This is a genomic window from Streptomyces sp. NPDC026394, from assembly GCF_055567735.1.
On sequence record NZ_JBVHPX010000021.1, the window covers coordinates 78,346 to 94,805 of the forward strand.

Annotated in this window: 15 protein-coding genes; 4 read left to right on the forward strand and 11 right to left on the reverse strand. The window is 73.2% G+C overall.

Annotated elements, in window-relative coordinates:
• Positions 1–433: 433 nt before the first annotated feature.
• Together ACZ4QV_RS33650 and ACZ4QV_RS33655 are read left to right on the forward strand one after the other, a co-directional pair.
• A complete protein-coding gene (locus ACZ4QV_RS33650) occupies positions 434–1,123 on the forward strand; it encodes a hypothetical protein (RefSeq protein ID WP_361155168.1) in 690 nt (229 codons plus the stop codon).
• A 256-nt stretch (positions 1,124–1,379) separates the two neighbouring features.
• Positions 1,380–2,594, forward strand: a complete 1,215-nt coding sequence (locus tag ACZ4QV_RS33655; RefSeq protein WP_467763815.1) for an RICIN domain-containing protein — start codon at positions 1,380–1,382, stop codon at positions 2,592–2,594.
• A 96-nt stretch (positions 2,595–2,690) separates the two neighbouring features.
• Here ACZ4QV_RS33655 and ACZ4QV_RS33660 read toward each other — a convergent pair whose 3' ends face one another.
• From ACZ4QV_RS33660 to ACZ4QV_RS33680, 5 genes are all read right to left on the reverse strand, one after another.
• Entirely contained in the window at positions 2,691–2,915 is a 225-nt protein-coding gene (locus ACZ4QV_RS33660) for a DUF397 domain-containing protein (protein ID WP_467763834.1), read from the reverse strand.
• 85 nt (positions 2,916–3,000) lie between these two features.
• A complete protein-coding gene (locus tag ACZ4QV_RS33665; RefSeq protein WP_361155269.1) occupies positions 3,001–4,167 on the reverse strand; it encodes a thiolase domain-containing protein in 1,167 nt (388 codons plus the stop codon).
• Between the two features lie 56 nt (positions 4,168–4,223).
• A complete protein-coding gene (locus tag ACZ4QV_RS33670) occupies positions 4,224–5,300 on the reverse strand; it encodes a thiolase domain-containing protein (RefSeq protein ID WP_361155164.1) in 1,077 nt (358 codons plus the stop codon).
• On the reverse strand, positions 5,300–6,292 hold the full coding sequence (locus tag ACZ4QV_RS33675; protein WP_467763816.1) for a Zn-ribbon domain-containing OB-fold protein: 993 nt from the start codon (positions 6,290–6,292) through the stop codon (positions 5,300–5,302). The genes ACZ4QV_RS33670 and ACZ4QV_RS33675 overlap by 1 nt, the downstream gene beginning before the upstream one ends.
• 56 nt (positions 6,293–6,348) lie before the next feature.
• The gene (locus tag ACZ4QV_RS33680) at positions 6,349–7,149 is read right to left on the reverse strand and encodes a crotonase/enoyl-CoA hydratase family protein (protein WP_361155161.1); all 801 of its coding nucleotides are present in this window, start codon (positions 7,147–7,149) and stop codon (positions 6,349–6,351) included.
• 212 nt (positions 7,150–7,361) lie between these two features.
• Here ACZ4QV_RS33680 and ACZ4QV_RS33685 point away from each other — a divergent pair, with 212 nt between their 5' ends.
• On the forward strand, positions 7,362–8,996 hold the full coding sequence (locus tag ACZ4QV_RS33685) for an acyl-CoA synthetase (protein WP_361616963.1): 1,635 nt from the start codon (positions 7,362–7,364) through the stop codon (positions 8,994–8,996).
• A 445-nt stretch (positions 8,997–9,441) separates the two neighbouring features.
• Positions 9,442–10,695, forward strand: coding sequence for a cytochrome P450 family protein (locus tag ACZ4QV_RS33690; RefSeq protein WP_467763817.1), 1,254 nt, complete (start codon positions 9,442–9,444; stop codon positions 10,693–10,695).
• Between the two features lie 31 nt (positions 10,696–10,726).
• On the opposite strand, the gene ACZ4QV_RS33695 is transcribed toward ACZ4QV_RS33690, so the two are convergent.
• From ACZ4QV_RS33695 to ACZ4QV_RS33720, 6 genes are all read right to left on the reverse strand, one after another.
• Positions 10,727–11,416 (reverse strand): chorismate mutase, encoded by a 690-nt coding sequence (locus ACZ4QV_RS33695; protein WP_361585920.1) that lies wholly within the window; start codon positions 11,414–11,416, stop codon positions 10,727–10,729.
• A 112-nt stretch (positions 11,417–11,528) separates the two neighbouring features.
• Complete coding sequence (locus tag ACZ4QV_RS33700; protein ID WP_467763835.1) at positions 11,529–13,217, reverse strand: adenosine deaminase family protein; 1,689 nt, start codon at positions 13,215–13,217, stop codon at positions 11,529–11,531.
• A gap of 275 nt (positions 13,218–13,492) precedes the next feature.
• Positions 13,493–13,945 carry a hypothetical protein gene (locus ACZ4QV_RS33705; RefSeq protein ID WP_467763818.1) on the reverse strand — a complete coding sequence of 151 codons (453 nt, stop codon included), beginning with the start codon at positions 13,943–13,945 and terminating at the stop codon, positions 13,493–13,495.
• 97 nt (positions 13,946–14,042) lie between these two features.
• Positions 14,043–15,131 (reverse strand): RNA polymerase subunit sigma-70, encoded by a 1,089-nt coding sequence (locus tag ACZ4QV_RS33710; RefSeq protein ID WP_361585914.1) that lies wholly within the window; start codon positions 15,129–15,131, stop codon positions 14,043–14,045.
• A 230-nt stretch (positions 15,132–15,361) separates the two neighbouring features.
• On the reverse strand, positions 15,362–15,610 hold the full coding sequence (locus ACZ4QV_RS33715) for a hypothetical protein (RefSeq protein WP_361155151.1): 249 nt from the start codon (positions 15,608–15,610) through the stop codon (positions 15,362–15,364).
• A 105-nt stretch (positions 15,611–15,715) separates the two neighbouring features.
• Positions 15,716–16,414: an alpha/beta fold hydrolase gene (locus tag ACZ4QV_RS33720; protein ID WP_361585911.1), complete on the reverse strand. Its 699-nt coding sequence runs from the start codon at positions 16,412–16,414 to the stop codon at positions 15,716–15,718.
• Between the last annotated feature and the right edge of the window lie 46 nt (positions 16,415–16,460).

Consider the following 16,460-nt stretch of genomic DNA (forward strand, 5'->3'; position numbering starts at 1 on the left):
AGCCGTCCGCGTTCCGGCGCCCTCCGCACGGAGGGTCGCCGGGGCGCGGACGGTCATCGTTTTTCGGCTTTTGTTTTCCGGTCATGGTTCTTTTTCCGTGCGGCCGCGTTTCCTGGCGGCGGCCGGAACAGCTCCGGGCCGGTCTGCGCACGGTGTCGTGCACATACCGGCCCGGAGTAATCCGTTGATCCTCCGATCAGCCTGCCGACCGGGTGCGTTCCGGCGTCTTTCCGGGTCCCGGCGGCGTTTCGCGCGACCGCGTCCGGGCGCTCCGGGACAACTCCGTGCCCACGCCCCCAGTGCGCCCGGCTGTCCGGAGGAAACTCCACCGCAGAAACGTTGTTTGACCCGGCCGAGCGTATCCGGGAATTCCGTTATTCGTTGGTCGAGGCGTGAAGCCGTGCGTCAGTGCCCGACGAAGGAGTGTGCAGCGATGGCAGTGAGTTGGGCGAAGAGAATCGCTGTCACGGAACCCGCCCCGAAGCCGGTCCGCTACGCCCGCTATCTGGCCCCGCACTGGCAGGGACTGCTCCGGGTGGACAGTGAGAACGGCATCGGCATCGTTCCGGCCGTCGCCTTCTTCGGCGTGCTCGCCTCGGTCCTGTTCGGCGCGGGCGGCGCGGGGGTGGCGCTGCTGGTCGACATGGCCATGGACCGCGACCACATGGCGCGCGCCTGGGTGACGTTCGACCTCGTGGTGGTCGTGGCGCTGTCCCTCTCGTACTGGCTCGTCGGCCGGTACGGCCTGCGGTTCTACGACACCGACCCGGCCACCAACGACCTGTGGCGGCTGATCACCGTCGCCAACACCGCCTGGCGGTCGCTGCCCCGGGCGCACCGTACGGCCCAGAAGCCGCGGCTGCGGGCCGTGAACACCGCCGCCCGCATCCTGCTGGCCGATCCCGAGGACACCCGTACGCACCAGATGCTGCACGCGCACGCGGACGTGCTGCGGCACCTGGCCACCACGGTCCTCGCGGACACCCAGCAGGCCCAGCCGCCGGAGCCGCCCACCGCGTACGCGTCCCGCGCGGCCGACCCGGCTCCGCGCGCCGAGCCCGGCCCGGCCCCCGTCGCCGCGAACTCGCTGGAGCGGGCCCGTTCCATTCCCAACCAGCCCTGATCCGCGCCCCCGCTGCCGGGGCGGGCGGGCCGCGGTCCGCTTTCCTGCGTGCTGTTCCGGTCGTTGCTGGGGTGCCCGACGGAGCGGCGGAGCGCGGCCGCCGGGAATCGGGCCTTGTGGGCGGTGCGTACCCGGGCGGGGGCCGGCACCTGACCTTGGCCGGGTCTGGTGGCCGTACCGTCGCGTCCCGGGAGGCGGGCTCCTAGGGTGGGACGCCGGAACCGGAACTCTTTCCGTCCGCTCCCAGGAGGTTCCCGTGAGCGTCAGCGCCAAGGGCACGTACCTGATCCGAAACGTGAGCAGCGGCCTGTACCTGACCGTCAAGGGCCACACCAAACAGTCCCCCGCGGACATCGTCCAGGAGCGGCTGTACGACTGGCCGCAGCGGGCCGCCCAGGCATGGCGGCTGGAGTCCGCGCCGGGCGGCGAGCGCACCTTCCGGCTGCAGAACCAGCACAGCGGCGGCTACCTCCAGGTCCGTAGGTGCGGCAAGGACAAGGGCACGCCCCTGGTCCAGGAGCATCTGGAGGAGAACACTCCGGCGTATCGCAGCCAGTCGTGGCAGCTCGTCGAGGAGGACCCGTACCGGGTCGCCAACCTGCACAGCGGGCTGTGGATGAACGTGCGCGACAACGCGGCCGCGGTGGGCGCGGTCGTCGACCAGTCGACGGAGAACACCGGCGTCTACCGCACCGCCGAGCAGTGGACCTTCGAGCCGGTCGAGGCGCGCGGCGGCGACCCGGTCTTCGACGCGCTGACCGGCCTGCTGGTGGAGCCGGGCGGCGGCATCATCTCCACCGTCACCCATGTCTTCAAGGCCTCGCTGGAGGCCGCCGGGGGTGTCTTCGGCACCGTCGCCAAGTATGTGCCGGGCGACACCACGCCGTTCGTACGGTTCGAGGGCTTCCGCGGTGACGAGGTCATCCGGTTCTCCTCGCGCAACCGCGTCGAGGAGGGGCCGCGGAAGATCAGTGCGCGGTTCCCGCACCTGCCCAAGGAGTTCCACGGCGGCTTCGACTTTGTCACCCGGGCCCCGCGGCGCAGCGGCCGGACCTACCTCGGGGTCAAGGGGGACCTGACGGTCGCCTTCTCCGACAAGGACAACGACGGCATCGACCGGACCGAGGAGTACTTCCCGTCCCGGGAGCTGGAGCCGTACGGCCGGGTCCTGGAGGCGACGCCCGCCCGGCCCGACGACTCGCAGTACCTGCTGTTCTGCGAGCAGCAGACCGTGCTGATCGACGGCCGGTTCCGCGCGCCGGACCTGCGTGAGGTGCAGCCGGTGCCGCTGGGCCAGCTGCCCAAGGGCTGGACGGCGCCGGACGCGGTGGCCTCCGCCACCGTGAGCGAGGAGGTGCACTTCTTCGCCACCAAGGGCACCGAGTACATCGTCTTCACCCTGCGCGATCTCATCCAGGGGCCCGCGCCGGTCCTGCACGCCTATCCGTTCCTGCTGGGGCTGTGGGCGTAGCCGCCCGGCCGCGCGCGGCCGGATGACCGGCGGCCGTCTCCGTCCGGTCGTCCGGCCGCCTGCCCCGGGCAGGGGCCGCGGCGCGGGGGTGGCGCGTCAGGTGAGGTCGAACTCGCCGTCCCGGGCGCCCAGGACGAAGCCGCGCCACTCGGCGGGGGTGAAGACCAGCGCGGGTACGTCCGGAGTGCGCCGGTTGCGCATCGCGATCCAGCCTTCGACGAAGGCGACCTGCACATCGCCCATCCCCTGGCTGCTGGACTGCCAGGCGGCGCCGGACAGGTCGAGTTCCGGCCTGGTCCCGTCCACGAGCCGCTGTTCCATGATGCCCTCGGCCACGTCGCTGCTCCTCCCGGTTCGGCGTCGCGGTCAGCCTAGTCATCGCGCCCGGTGCGGGACAGGGCGCGCTTTAGGTGGCGGGCGGCTCGGCGCCCACCAGCCACATCGAGAAGAACTGCGAGCCGCCTCCGTAGGCGTGGCCCAGGGCCCGGCGCGCGCCGGGGACCTGGTGTTCCCCCGCCTGCCCGCGGACCTGGAGGGCCGCCTCGGCGAAGCGGATCATGCCGGAGGCGCCGATGGGGTTGGCGGAGAGCACCCCCCCGGAGGGGTTGACGGGCAGGTCGCCGTCGAGTTCCGTCACCCCGGACTCGGTGAGCTTCCAGCCCTCGCCCGGCGCGGCGAAGCCCAGGTTCTCCAGCCACATCGGCTCGTACCAGCTGAAGGGTACGTACATCTCCACCGCGTCGATCTCCCGGCGCGGGTCCGTGATCCCGGCCTGCCGGTACACGGCCGTGGCGCAGTCCTTGCCCGCCTGCGGGGAGACGAAGTCCTTGCCCGCGAAGAGGGTCGGTTCGCTGCGCATGGCCCCGCCGTGCATCCAGGCGGCGGGGCGGGGCGCCCGCCGTGCGCCCGCGCGGTCGGTCAGGACCATCGCGCAGGCGCCGTCGGAGGACGGGCAGGTCTCGGAGTAGCGGACCGGGTCCCAGAGCATCGGGGACGCCTGGACCTTCTCCAGCGTGATGTCGTGCTCGTGGAGGTGGGCGTACGGGTTCTTCAGCGCGTTGCGGCGGTCCTTGTACGCGACCAGGGAGCCGACCGTGGCGGGGGCGCCCGTACGCCGCATGTAGGCGCGGACGTGCGGCGCGAAGAAGCCGCCCGCGCCGGCCAGCAGCGGCTGCTGGAAGGGGACCGGGAGCGACAGCCCCCACATGGCGTTGGACTCGGACTGCTTCTCGAAGGCCAGGGTCAGGACGGTGCGGTGCACCCGGGCGGCGACGAGGTCGGCCGCGACCAGGGCGGTGGAGCCGCCGACCGAGCCGGCGGTGTGCACCCGCAGCATCGGCTTGCCGACCGCGCCGAGGGCATCGGCGAGGTACAGCTCCGGCATCATGACGCCCTCGAAGAAGTCGGGGGCCTTGCCGATGACCACGGCGTCGATGGCGGGCCAGGTCAGTTCGGCGTCGTCGAGGGCGCGTCGGGCCGCCTCGCGGACGAGGCCGGCCAGGGAGACGTCGCGGCGCGCGGCGACGTGCCGGGTCTGGCCGATGCCGACGACGGCGACGGGCTCCTTGGACACGGCGGCCCTGGACGCTCCGGGTCGGGGTGTTCCGCCCTCGGGTGCTCCGGACTTGCTCATCGCGGGTCCCCTTCCAGTACGGCGACCAGGTTCTGCTGGAGGCAGGGCCCCGACGTGGCGTGGGCCAGCGCCCGCCGGGACGCGCCGCGCCGGACGGCCTGCGCGGCCTCACCGATCCGGATCAGTCCGGTGGCCATCATGGGGTCGGCGGCGAGCGCGCCGCCGGACGGGTTGATCCGTACCCGGTCGTCCAGCCGCAGTGCCTTGCGGAGCACGACCTCCTGCGCGGTGAAGGGGGCGTGCAGTTCGGCGGTGTCCACCGGCTGTTCGAAGGCTCCGGCGCGCTCCGCGGCCAGCCGGGTGGACGGCGAGTCGGTGAGGTCCCGTACGCCGAGTGCGTGGGCCTCGATGCGGTGGTCCATGCCGCGGATCCAGGCGGGCCGGTCGCACAGCCGCCGCGCGGTGTCCCCGGCCGCGAGGACGACGGCGGCGGCGCCGTCGGTGACGGGCGGGCAGTCGGTGGTGCGCAGGGGCTGGACGACGTAGTCGCCGGGCGGCACCGGCCCGCTGTGCCGGGCGTGCGGACGGGCGGCCGCATCGGCGCGGACGCGTGCCGCGATGCCGGCGAGTGCCGCCTCGTCCGTGTCACCCGCGTCGATGAGGGCCTGGGCCTGGAGGGCGGCGAGGGAGACGGAGTCGGGCCACAGGGGTGCGAGGTAGTACGGGTCGAGCTGGCGGGTGAGCACGTCGCGGACCGCGCCGGACGAGGACTTGCCGTACGCGTACACGAGCGCGGTTTCGGCGGCCCCGGTCAGCAGCTTGACCCACGCCTCGTACAGCGCCCAGGCGCCGTCCGTCTCGACGTGCGACTCGGCGATGGGCGGCCAGGCGCCGACGCTGTCCAGTGCCATGGTGAAGGAGAAGGCCCGTCCGGCCAGGTAGTCCGACGACCCCGAGCAGGTGAAGTCGATCTCCCCGGCCCGCAGGCCGGCCTGGCCCAGGGCGTCCTGGAGCACCGGCAGCAGCAGTTCGGCCTCGGAGACCTCGGCGGTGTCGCGGGCGTGGTCGCTCTGCGCGAAGGCGACGACCGCGACCTCGCGTCGCTCCGCGGGCGGGCCGGGGGTCGCGGGCATCAGACCAGCTCCTTGTAGCTGTCGTAGTCGGCGTCGGGTTCGCCGGTGGGCCGGTAGTGGTCCGGGTAGCGGCCGTCGCCGCGCCACACCGGCTCCACCCGCAGGCCCATGCGCACCTCGTCGTACGGGATGCCGCCGATACGGGCGTGCAGGGCCAGGTCGGCGCCGTCCAGGGCGATGTGCGCGTAGACGTACGGCACGTCGATGTCGAGGTTCTTCGCCTTGATGTTCACGATGCAGAAGGTGGTGACGGTGCCCTTGGGACCGACTTCGACCTGGTCACGGGTGGCCACGCCGCAGGTGGGGCAGGCGCCGCGGGGCGGTACGTACACCTTGCGGCAGGAGGGGCAGCGCTCTCCGACGGTCCGGTGTCCGGCGAGGGCGGCGAGGTAGCGGGACTGGGCGCGGCCGGGTGAGTAGGTGTAGTCGAGGCGGGCGGGGGCGGTGATGCCGGTGACGGGGTCGGGGAACTCGCCGGCGTGCGGGGCGGTTTCCGCGCTCCCGTCGCCCTCGTACGGCTCGAAACACGCGATGTCGGTGATCGACCCGGTACGCTCCGCCGCCCACCGCACGCGGACCCGCATCCCGGTGCGCACGGCGTCGGGGCCGGGGGCGTCCAAGGCGTGCAGCAGGGCCGTGTCGGCGCCGTCGAGACGGACGAGTACCCAGGCGAACGGGGTGTCCAGCGGCTGGTGGCGGCGCGGGGCCGGGTTCCAGGCCCAGGTGGTGACGGTCCCCGTGCTGCCGACCTCGACGAGGTCGCGTATCTCCTCGGCGGTGGCCGGGTCGTACTCGACGGGTGGCACCAGCACCCGCCCGTCCCCGGTCCGGACGCCCAGCACGGCCCGTTCGCGCAGCCCGGTGAGGAAGGCGCTCTGCACGGGCCCGAGGGACCGGGTGAAGGGGAACGCGACGACGAGCGGGGCCGACAGCACGTCAGGGGCGTCGGGGTCGGGTGCGTCGGGGGCGGCGGTGCGGGAGGTCGGGGGCATACGGGCTCCTCGCTTCCGTACGGGGGGCGGGCACGGCCGGGGGCCGGCGCGCCGGATCAGGCGCGCCGGAAGACGGGCGGGCGCTTCTCGGCGAAGGCCCGGGCGCCTTCCTTCGCGTCGTCCGTGTCGAATACCGGCCAGCCGCGGGCGAGTTCGGCCTTCAGCCCGTCCTCCTCGGTCATCGCGGCGGTCTCGTAGACGGACGCCTTGACCGCCTCGACGGCGAGCGGGCCGCAGTCGTTGATCCGCGCGGCGATCTCCAGGCTCTTGCCGAGCGCGTCGCCGTCCGGCACGACATGGCCGATCAGCCCGATGCGCGCGGCCTCCTCCGCGGTGTAGGGGCGCCCGGTGAGCAGCATTTCCAGGGCGTGGGTGCGCGGGATCTGGCGGGCGAGGCGGACGGTGGAACCGCCGATGGGGAACAGGCCGCGCCGTACCTCGAAGAGCCCGAACGTGGCGCTCCGCCCGGCCACCCGGATGTCGGTGCCCTGGAGGATCTCCGTGCCGCCGGCGACGCAGGGCCCTTCGACGGCGGCGATGACCGGTTTGCGCGGGCGGTGATGGCGCAGCATCGCCTTCCAGTGCAGGTCGGGGTCGGCTTTCAGGCGCTCGCGGTACGGCTCGCCGTCCATGCCCCGGCCGGCCAGCGCCTTGAGGTCCATACCGGCGCAGAAGGCGCCGCCCGCGCCGGTGAGCACGACCGAGCGCACGGAGTCGTCCGCGTCCGCGGCGGTCCAGCCGTCGTACAGGCCCACCAGCATCGGCAGCGACAGCGCGTTCTTCGCCTCCGGCCGGTCGAGGGTGAGCACCAGGGTCGCGCCCTCGCGTGTCACCGTCAGATGTTCGGTCCCGCCCATGCGTCCTCCTGTCCGTGCGGCCGCGGTCCGTGCCCGCCGCCACCGAGAGCCGCCCGTCCGCCCCGGAACGTAGAACAGGTTGCAGGAGCCGGGGGCCGACTTCAAGAGTTTCCTGACAGACAGTCAGTTTACGGCGCCGTGCCCCTTCCCCCGTACGGCGTGCGGCGCTCTAATGACCGCGAGCCGACGCCGCCGCCCGTTCTGGAGGAGACGTGGAATACAACCTGGCCGATCTGTTCGAGTCGGTCGTGGACACGGTTCCCGGGCGTGAGGCGCTGGTGTTCCTCGACCACCCCGGCACCGGCGCGGAGCGCCGCCTCACGTACGGGGAGCTGGACCGCGCCGCCAACCGGCTCGCTCACCACCTGCGCGACCACGGCGTCACCCCCGGCTCGCACGTCGGCCTGCACCTCTACAACGGCGTGGAGTACCTCCAGACCCTCTACGCCTGCCTGAAGATCCGCGCCGTACCGGTCAACGTCAACTACCGCTACGTCGAGGACGAGCTGGCCTATCTCTACCAGGACGCCGACCTCGTCGCCCTGGTCTTCGACGCGGAGTTCACCGGCCGGGTGGCGGCCGCCCTGCCGCGCGCTGACCGGCTGCGCCACCTCGTACGGGTGGGCGCGCCGCCCGCCGGCGCCCCGGAGCCCGCCGTCGCGCCGGTGCCGTTCACCGACGCCGAGGCGTCCGGCTCGTCCGGGCGCGACTTCGCTCCGCGCTCCGGCGGCGACCGGCTCGTCATCTACACCGGCGGCACCACCGGCATGCCCAAGGGCGTGCTGTGGCGGCACGAGGACATCTTCTTCTCCGGCATGGGCGGCGGCGCGCCCACCGGCGAACCGGTACGGCGCCCCGAGGAACTGGCCGAACGCGTCGCCGCGGGCGGCGAGGGCCTGGTCTTCTTCCCCACTCCCCCGCTGATGCACGGCACCTCCACCCTCACCGCCTTCATCGCCTTCCACTTCGGCCAGAAGGTGGTCCTGCACCGCAAGTTCGTCCCGGAGGAGGTGCTGCGCACCGTCGAACGGGAGAAGGTGACCAGTATGTCGCTGGTCGGTGACGCGATGCTGCGCCCGCTCGCGGACGCGCTGGCCGGTCCGCTGAAGGGCACGGACTGCTCCTCGCTGTTCAGCGTCAGCAGCTCCGGGGCGATCCTCTCGGAGACCGTACGGGAGCAGTTCGCCGCGCTGGTGCCGGGCGCCCTGCTGCTCAACAACTTCGGCTCCTCCGAGTCCGGCTTCAACGGCACCGCCACCGAGGACTCGGGCCCCGGCCGGGGCTTCCGGTTGCGCGTCAACGCGCATACTGCGGTGGTCGATCCCGCCTCCCCCGCGCACGCCCGGGTGGCGGCGGGCGAGGTGGGGCGGCTCGCGCTGCGCGGACATGTGCCGCTGGGCTACTACAACGACCCGCGCAAGACCGCCGAGACGTTCTTCGAGGCGGACGGCGAGCGGTGGGTGCTCCTCGGTGACATGGCGACCGTCGACGAGGCGGGCATCGTCACGGTCCTCGGCCGGGGCTCACAGTGCATCAACTCCGGCGGCGAGAAGGTGTACCCGGAGGAGGTCGAACAGGCACTGAAGGCGCATCCGGACATCTACGACGCGCTGGTGGCGGGGGTACCGGACGAGCGGTGGGGCAGCCGGGTGGCCGCGGTCGTGCAACTCCGCCACGGTGCGGCGCCGCTGGCCCTGGCCGCGGTGCAGGACCACTGCCGCACACGGCTGGCCGGTTACAAGATTCCGCGTTCGGTGGTGTTCACCGAACGCATCCAGCGCTCCCCCAGTGGCAAGGCGGACTACCGGTGGGCGAAGGCGGTGGCTTCCGGGGCGGGCGCTCCGTAGCGGGTGCGGTCCGCGTGGCGGTCCGAGGTCCGCCGCGTGCGGCCTTCCGCGGGGCTCCGGCGGACACCGCGGGACACGGCTCCCGCACCGTTCCAGCCGGGCTCCGGCCGCCGCCCCGACGGCGGCCGGAGCCCCTGACCGGCTGGTTCAGACGGTACGGCGGTGATGGCGGCGCGGCCCACACGACCGGGAACCGGTGTGCGCCGCGCCGGGCCGGGGTATGACGGCGAGAAACTTCGACATGAGGGTGTTCTCCTGAGTGGGAAGAAGGGGACACCCGCACGGTTGCCCGCACCCCGCGCCAGGTCGACAACCGGCCCCCGCCCTTCACCCGCTTGGCACACGCCGCTCCCCCCGAATGCAGCAGCCCATGACCCGCGAATGCAGCAAGCCATGGCCCACGCCGAGGGTGGGAAGGGGCCCGGTGACGGTTCTAACCTGAAGCATGGACTTCGACGGCGTGGAGCTCGGAGACGAACTCTCCGGCACGTACGGCATTCCGGTACGGCTCGACCCCGCTGAGCACGATCCCTGCTCCGGCACGGCCTCGCTGTGCGCGGCGGGGCCGGTGGTGCCCGTTCTGCTGCCCGGCGGAGTGTCCGCCTGGCTGGTGACCCACCATCAGGCCGGACGGGAGGTGCTCGCCGACAGCCGCTTCGTCAAGGACATCGGCGCCTGGCGCGCCTGGCGCAGCGGCGAGGTCCCGCGCTCCTGGCCGCTGGCGCCGCTGCTGACCGTCGCCAACATGACCACCGCGACGGCGGGCGACCACACCCGGCTCCGGGCGCCGCTGGCCCGCGCGTTCACCGTGCGCCGCGTGGAGCTGCTCAGGCCGCGCGTCGAGGAGCTGGCGGGAGAACTGCTGGACGGCCTCGCCGCCGGCCCGCCCGGGGAGCCGGTCGATCTGCGGGCCCGCTACGCCCACCCGCTGCCGATACGGGTCGTCTGCGAGCTGTTCGGCGTACCCGGCGACCGCCGCGACCGGTTGCGGTCACTGTGCGGTGCCCTGTTCGGCGCTCCCTCCGACCCGTCCGGGACGCCGGCGGTCCACCGCGAGCTGCGCACCGCGCTCGCCGGCCTCCTGGACGAGAAGCGGGCCCGTCCCGGGGACGACCTGACGAGTGCGCTGGTCGCTCCCGGCCCCCACCCGCTCAGCGGCACCGAACTCGTCGACACGCTCCTGCTGATGATCGTGGCCGGGCATGAAACCACCGTGAACCTGCTGGTCAACGCCGTGCACGCACTGCTGACCCACCCCGGCCAGCTCGCCCTCGCGGGCAGCGGACAGGTGCCCTGGAGCGCCGTGGTCGAAGAGACGCTGCGCTGGGACCCGCCGGTGGCCCACTTCCCGTTCCGCTACGCGCTGTGCGACGTGGACGTGGCCGGCCGGACCGTCCGCGCGGGCGATCCGGTGATGCTCTCGTACACCGCGTTCGGCCGCGACCCCCGGCAGCACGGGCCCGCGGCCGGGTGTTTCGACACCCGGGCCACCACCCGTCACCTCACCTTCGGGCACGGCATCCACCACTGCCTCGGCGCGCCCCTCGCCCGGCTGGAAGCGGCCGTCGCCCTGCCCGCGCTCTTCGCCCGCTTCCCGGACCTGCGCCTGCACGAACCGGAACGGCCGCCCGCCCGTCGTCCGTCGCTGGTCTTCAACGGGTTCGGGGAAATGCCGGTGCTCCTGGCACCCGGTTCGTGACGTTTCGCAGGGGCGCCTGGCGGCGGAGCCGTCAGGACGCCCGAGCCGGTGCTGAGGCCGGTACCAGGGCCTCACCGCCGCACACGGACCGTACGGAGCGGGCCAGCGCCACCGTGTGCAGGGCGTCCAGGCGCTGTTCGCGGCGTACGTGTGCGGCGGCGCCCACCAGCGAGGGAACGCAGCGCGGCGAGGTGCGTACCGCGCCGGACGCGGCGATCGCGCGTACCAGCGCGTCGTTGACGCGGTTGATCTCCTTGCGCACCTCACCGAGGTCCGGCCGCTCGCCCGGCGCCCGCGCGGGATCCGCGGCCCACCGGCGGTGCAGTCCGCGCTGCACGGTCTTGTTGGCCTCGATCTGGTCCCGGAAGATCCGCGCGGTCCACCGCGGATCGGTCCCGAGTTCCGCCGCCTGCCGCGCCACCGCGTCCAGGACCTGCTGCTCACGCACCGGGTCGTCGACAGGGCTGCCGGTGCCCCACTTGGCCGCGGCCACCAGGTCGGCGGTGGCGAGGCGCCGGGCGGACAAGGCGGCGAGGGGGCGCAGCGCGTCCGCTTCCCGAGGGGGCGCGGCGGGCGCGGAGTTCGCTGTTGCGGGCCGTACGACGGCCGAGGTGGACGCGGTGCCCGCCGACGCCGGAGCCGGTACGGCGGTGAGGAGAGCGGTCGTGGCCGCGCCTGCGATCAGCAGGCGGCGCAGGGACGTTCGCGCGTTCGGTACCACCGTCGGCCTCCCGGACACCGGCACGGACTCGGGTTTGCCCTGGCGATCCTACTGACGGCGGCACGGGAGCGAGGAAGCGTCCCCGCTCCCGCTGTTCGTCGCTGCGCCGCGCTCAGTGCCGCGCGTGCAGGATGCGGTGCTCGAAGCGGGCGAAAGCGACCTCCTGCCGCCATTCGAGAGCCGCTTTCAGGTTCTTGGCGAGGAACCGGGTGCAAGCCGCGCGTGGCTGGTGCCCGCCCGGACGCTCCATGCGGCACGGGCGCGCCAGTTCGTACGCGCGCTTCCCGTGGTTCCGGTCGCCCCACAGACTGCGGCCCGGGAGGAAGGCATGCTCCAAGGACGCGCGCGCCAGGTCCTTCAGTTCGCGGTACCGCAGGCCGTACGTGCCGGACGCGTACCGGTACTCGGCGCTGATGTCGCTGCGCGAGATCCCGGGGTCGTCGGTGGCGAGCACGACCGGAACGCCGTAGCGCCGGTACAGCGGGAACGGGTGGTCGGCACCGGAGACCCCGAGGATCTGCCGGTTGCTCGTGAACGGCACTTCCACCGCGATGCCGCGCCGCGCCATGGTGCGCAGCAGGGCGGGCGCACCGTCCTCGTGCGCCACGTCGACGCCGTGACCGATGCGCTCCGCGTGCCCGGTGCGGACCGCCTCGTTGATGTGGAAGCGCAGGTCCTCGGGCTTGACCAGGCCGGGGACGAGTTCACCGGCGTGCAGGGTGATGTGGGCGCGCGGGTAGACACCGTGCAGGTAGTCCAGCATCCGCATGTGGAGCCGGTAGTTGCGCAGCGCGTTCCGCTCGTCCTCCGGCTGCACGAGGTTCACCGCGACGTAGCGGTGGTCGCGTTCGGCGAGGCGCATACCGAGCGCCATCTGGGTGAAGACCCGTTCCGGTGTGGAGCCGCGCGACACCTGCGAGATGTAGCGGACGGTCAGCCGGCAACCGGGGCCCGGCCTGGCGGTGTCGCAGCGCGCCGCCTTGCGGAACGCCGCGGTGTCCTTGTCGATCTCCCGGCCCGCGTCGCGTACGAGCTTGTCCAACTTGCCACCTGCCGTCAGCAGTTGATGCATCCGCCGCAGGTCCGCGTGGTAGCCGACCTGTTCGGCCAGCTTCTTGCTGCCCCCGGAGGCGGGCGTCAGCATCGTCTCCAGGTAGAACTGGTGCTGCCGGGCGGCGGTGTTGGCGACGTCGGCCAGCAGTTCGCCGCCGTGGCGCCAGCTCACCTCACCGAACTTCCCGAAGGCCGCGAAGAAGTGGTCGTGCCCGGACTCGCCGGACGCCGACGAAAAGTCCTGCATCGACCAGGCGCGCAGGATCTGCCGGTGGAAGGAACGGTCCTGCCTGGCCTGCGCCGCCGGACGCGTACCCGGCCCGCACGGAGCGGGCCGAGCGGTCATCGTCCTGGTCTCGATGCACAGGCCGTCGTCCCCGGCCAGCTTGATCAGCAGCTCGGTCGAGGCCGCGCCGGACAGGTGGTTGTGCAGGTCGGCGCCCTTGGGCAGGTCGCGGAAGAAGGCGCGCAGCGCCGCGGGCCGCTTCCTGATCCCGTCGAGGTAGGCGGAGACCCGGCGTTCGGCGCCGGTGGGAGCGGAGGCCGTGCCCGGGAGAGCCGCGTCGGCGGCGGGCGTGCCCGGGACCGCCGGACCCGGGGCGGCGGGGTCCGGGGCGGCGGTCACCTCCGGGGCCGGTGGTGCGGCGAGCGCGGAGGACGGCAGCAACGACAGCACTGCCAGGACGCCCGCACCCAGTACGAGCGGGGCGGACCGGCGGTGCCGTCCGCGATGGCGAGGGAAAGAGATCACGCGCTCATACTGGCGAGTTCGGCGGGCCGGACGGTGACGGCAGGCGGGTGTGCGTCCCCTTGGGTGAACAAGATCCCGCCACTCGGTGCGGAACGGACGCCCGCGCATCCCGCGACGGCGCGGCCGAGGCCGGGGGCCGAGGCCGCGGCCAAAGCCAGGGGCCGGAGCCGGGACCGAGGCCGGGAGCCGAGGCCGGAGGCCGAAACCGGGAGCCGAGGCCGGAGCCGAAGGCCGGGGGAACTCCGCTGAGTCCCCCCGGCCCCGGCAGTTGGTCAGCCGATCCGGGTCATCGTGGACTCGTACCCTCCGCCGCCCGGGTAGACCCACGCACCCGCAAGCGCATTGCCGTCCGCGGTGAAGGTGCCCCGGAAGTACGCGGGCGAGCCCTTCTCGCCGCCCCAGATGGTCAGGGTGTCCCCCTCCATCTCGTACACGTAGTCGAAGGTGTGCCCTTCGTTGTCGTAGAAACGTGACGCGATGTCCTCCCCCGGAGTCACGGCGCCGAAAGGCTTCTCCCTGCCGATCACTTCGATGCCGGCGATCCGCCGGCCGTGCTGCTCCAGCTCCACCTCCTGCACCAGGAAGAACCCTCCGTCGAGGCGGCGGTAGGTGACCGTACCGGTCACCCCGCCCTCGACCCGCCAACGGCCCAGCAGTCGCTCCAGTTCCCCGATCCCCTCGTTCGTCCCCGCCACTTCGCCGCTTCCGTCCCGCTGCTCCGTCATCACGGTTCCTTCCTTTCCGTCACGGCTCGTCCTCGTGCTCGTCCTCGTACGACCGGCGGGCCCCCGGAAAGGAATCGGCGGACGGAAGTGATCTGCGTCACTGACCGTCCGGGTCGTCCTCGACTTCGGCGGGCGTCAGGACGGAGGCGAGGCCGAGGGCCGGCAGCAGGTCCGGCGCGAAGGTGGTGATCTCGGCGATCCTGCCGTGCTCCATACGCAGAACGTCGATGTTGACCGCGGTGTACGCCGGCGCCGCTGGCGGCCGTACGTAGTTCGCGACGGCCGGCTGCCGGTTCACGGCGAGCGGCACGGCGAACCAGTCGCCCCACGCCTGGTCCCCCTCCAGGACCGCGCGCCACATGCCGATGACGGCCGCGCGCCCGTCGAACACCAGGTGGGCGGGCGGCATGGTCTGCCGGACGTCCGCACGCAACAGTGCGGCCAGCGCCGCGACATCGGCGGCCCGTGAGGCGTCGACGAACTGCTGGAGAAGTGCGCGCTCGGCCTCGGTGGGGCCGATGGCGCCCCGCCCCCAGTCGGTGCGCCGCTCGGGCAACTGCTCGCGCAGCGTGGCGCGGGCGCGTTGCAGCGCGCTCTTGACCGCGGCGCCGCTCACTTCGAGCATGCCGGCCGTCTCCGCGGTGGGCAGACCCACGACGTCGCGCAGGATCAGCACGGCCCGCTGCTGTGGCGGCAGGTGCTGGATCGCCGCCAGGAAGGCCAGCTCGACGGTTTCCCTGGCGATCGCCGCGGCCTCCGGGCCGCTGCCGTCCGGCGCGGCCAGGTCCAGCAGGGCGTCGGGGTAGGGCTGAAGCCAGGTCACCTCGGCCGGCGCGGAACGTTTCGGCACGCCCGCGCTGTCGACCGCCACCGCGATCTCCCTGGTGCGGGCCGGGCTGGACAGCGCGTCCAGACAGGCGTGGGTCGCGATCCGGTACAGCCAGGCCCGGAACGTCCCCCGCCCCTCGAAGCCCGCCCTCTTGCGCCAGGCCCGCAGCAGGGCTTCCTGTACGAGGTCTTCCGCGTCGTCGAACGACCCGAGCATCCGGTAGCAGTGCACGCGCAGTTCGTGCCGGTACCGCTCGGCGAGATGCGCGAACGCCTGCTCGTCCCCCGCAAGGACCGCGGCCTCCGCCCGCTCGTCCTCCCCGCGCGCCCCCTGGCCCGCGCGCTCTTCCGCGCTCATACCCGCCCCCTCCTGGCATCGCGCCACCGCCCGCCCGGCGATCACGATACGGCCGGGCGGCCGGCGGCGTCGGCGCGGAGACCGGCTGGGTCCGGCCCGCCCCGGCCCGATCAGGTCCGGCCCGTCCAGCCCCGGTCAGGCTCAGCCGGTCCCGGTCAGGTCCGACCCGTCCGGACCCGATCAGGCCCAGCCGGTCCCGGTCGGGCCCGGTCAGTCATGGCCAGGCCCGGTCAGTCATGGTCCGACACGCTGGTGACGCCCACGTTGGCGTTCTGGGCGAGGCCGTCGACCGGGAACAGGAACCCGCTCTTCGACGGCGCCCCGGAATCTCCGTGGCTGCCGGAGGCTGGGCGGGCGCCCGAGCCCGCCCCGTCGTCCGAGTCGGCGTGCGCCACGGCGGGCAGTACCGCGCCGGACAGGGCCACGGCGACCAGCAGACCGACCGCCGCACGGATGGTCATACGAAGTGATGTACGCATGATGTTCCTTTCGAGGGGTGCGCGGTCAGCGCACCACGGGGAAGGGACACCGTTGCGGCATTGGGCCGATCGTGGGCGCGTACGACGGTCCGCACCCGGGAATCTTCAGGGGTTGGGCACCAGGAAAGCCCGGACCGCGTCGAGGTATTCCAGCGGGCGCTCCTCGTGCACGAGATGCCCCGCCCCCTCGACCGTCACCAGACGGCAGTCCGGGATGCGTGCGGCCATGTCCTGGAGCTGCTGCTGCGGGATGTGGCTGGTGGGGCCGCCGGCGATCACCAGGGTCGGCGCGGTGATCTTCGCCAGGCCGTCCCACCACCCGGGGTCCGGCGCGTTGCGCTGGGCCACCACGGCCACCTTGGCCTGCCAGTCGAACGCCGGCGGGCCCGGTGGCGGGTCCGGGATCTCCTGCGGCGGTGCCGCCGGGAGGGGCGGCGCGGCCTCCTCCAGCACCAGCCGCTCCACCAGCTCCGGGCGGTCGGCGGCCAGCAGCAGCGCGGCGACCGCGCCGAGGGAGTGTCCGACGAGCGCCACGGGTCCGAGCCGCAGTTCCCGGAGGAACCCGGCCACGTCGTCGCGCCACCGCTCGAAGCCGTACTCCCCCGGCCAGTCGCTGTGCCCGTGCCCCCGGAGGTCCAGCGCGTACACCCGGTGGGTGGCCGCGAGCTGGCCGACCACGCCGCGCCAGTCCTCACCGTCCTCGCCGAGGCAGTGCAGCAGCACCGCCGGAGGCGCGCCCGCGTCACCCCAGCACCGGTACGCCAGGCGGACGTCACCGACCTGCACCTTCCGAACATCACTCATGCGCTCGAAACTACCCGCGCAGGAGTTCGTCACGCCCCTTGACGCG

What these genes read in the sequence shown, in the direction of transcription:
- ACZ4QV_RS33680 (WP_361155161.1), bottom strand. Translation starts at nt 7,149, where the DNA reads ATGGGCGGGACCGAACATCTGACGGTGACACGCGAGGGCGCGACCCTG.
- ACZ4QV_RS33715 (WP_361155151.1), bottom strand. Translation starts at nt 15,610, where the DNA reads ATGCGTACATCACTTCGTATGACCATCCGTGCGGCGGTCGGTCTGCTG.
- ACZ4QV_RS33650 (WP_361155168.1), top strand. Translation starts at nt 434, where the DNA reads ATGGCAGTGAGTTGGGCGAAGAGAATCGCTGTCACGGAACCCGCCCCG.
- ACZ4QV_RS33660 (WP_467763834.1), bottom strand. Translation starts at nt 2,915, where the DNA reads ATGGAACAGCGGCTCGTGGACGGGACCAGGCCGGAACTCGACCTGTCC.
- ACZ4QV_RS33720 (WP_361585911.1), bottom strand. Translation starts at nt 16,414, where the DNA reads ATGAGTGATGTTCGGAAGGTGCAGGTCGGTGACGTCCGCCTGGCGTAC.
- ACZ4QV_RS33710 (WP_361585914.1), bottom strand. Translation starts at nt 15,131, where the DNA reads ATGAGCGCGGAAGAGCGCGCGGGCCAGGGGGCGCGCGGGGAGGACGAG.
- ACZ4QV_RS33690 (WP_467763817.1), top strand. Translation starts at nt 9,442, where the DNA reads ATGGACTTCGACGGCGTGGAGCTCGGAGACGAACTCTCCGGCACGTAC.
- ACZ4QV_RS33670 (WP_361155164.1), bottom strand. Translation starts at nt 5,300, where the DNA reads ATGCCCGCGACCCCCGGCCCGCCCGCGGAGCGACGCGAGGTCGCGGTC.
- ACZ4QV_RS33675 (WP_467763816.1), bottom strand. Translation starts at nt 6,292, where the DNA reads ATGCCCCCGACCTCCCGCACCGCCGCCCCCGACGCACCCGACCCCGAC.
- ACZ4QV_RS33705 (WP_467763818.1), bottom strand. Translation starts at nt 13,945, where the DNA reads ATGACGGAGCAGCGGGACGGAAGCGGCGAAGTGGCGGGGACGAACGAG.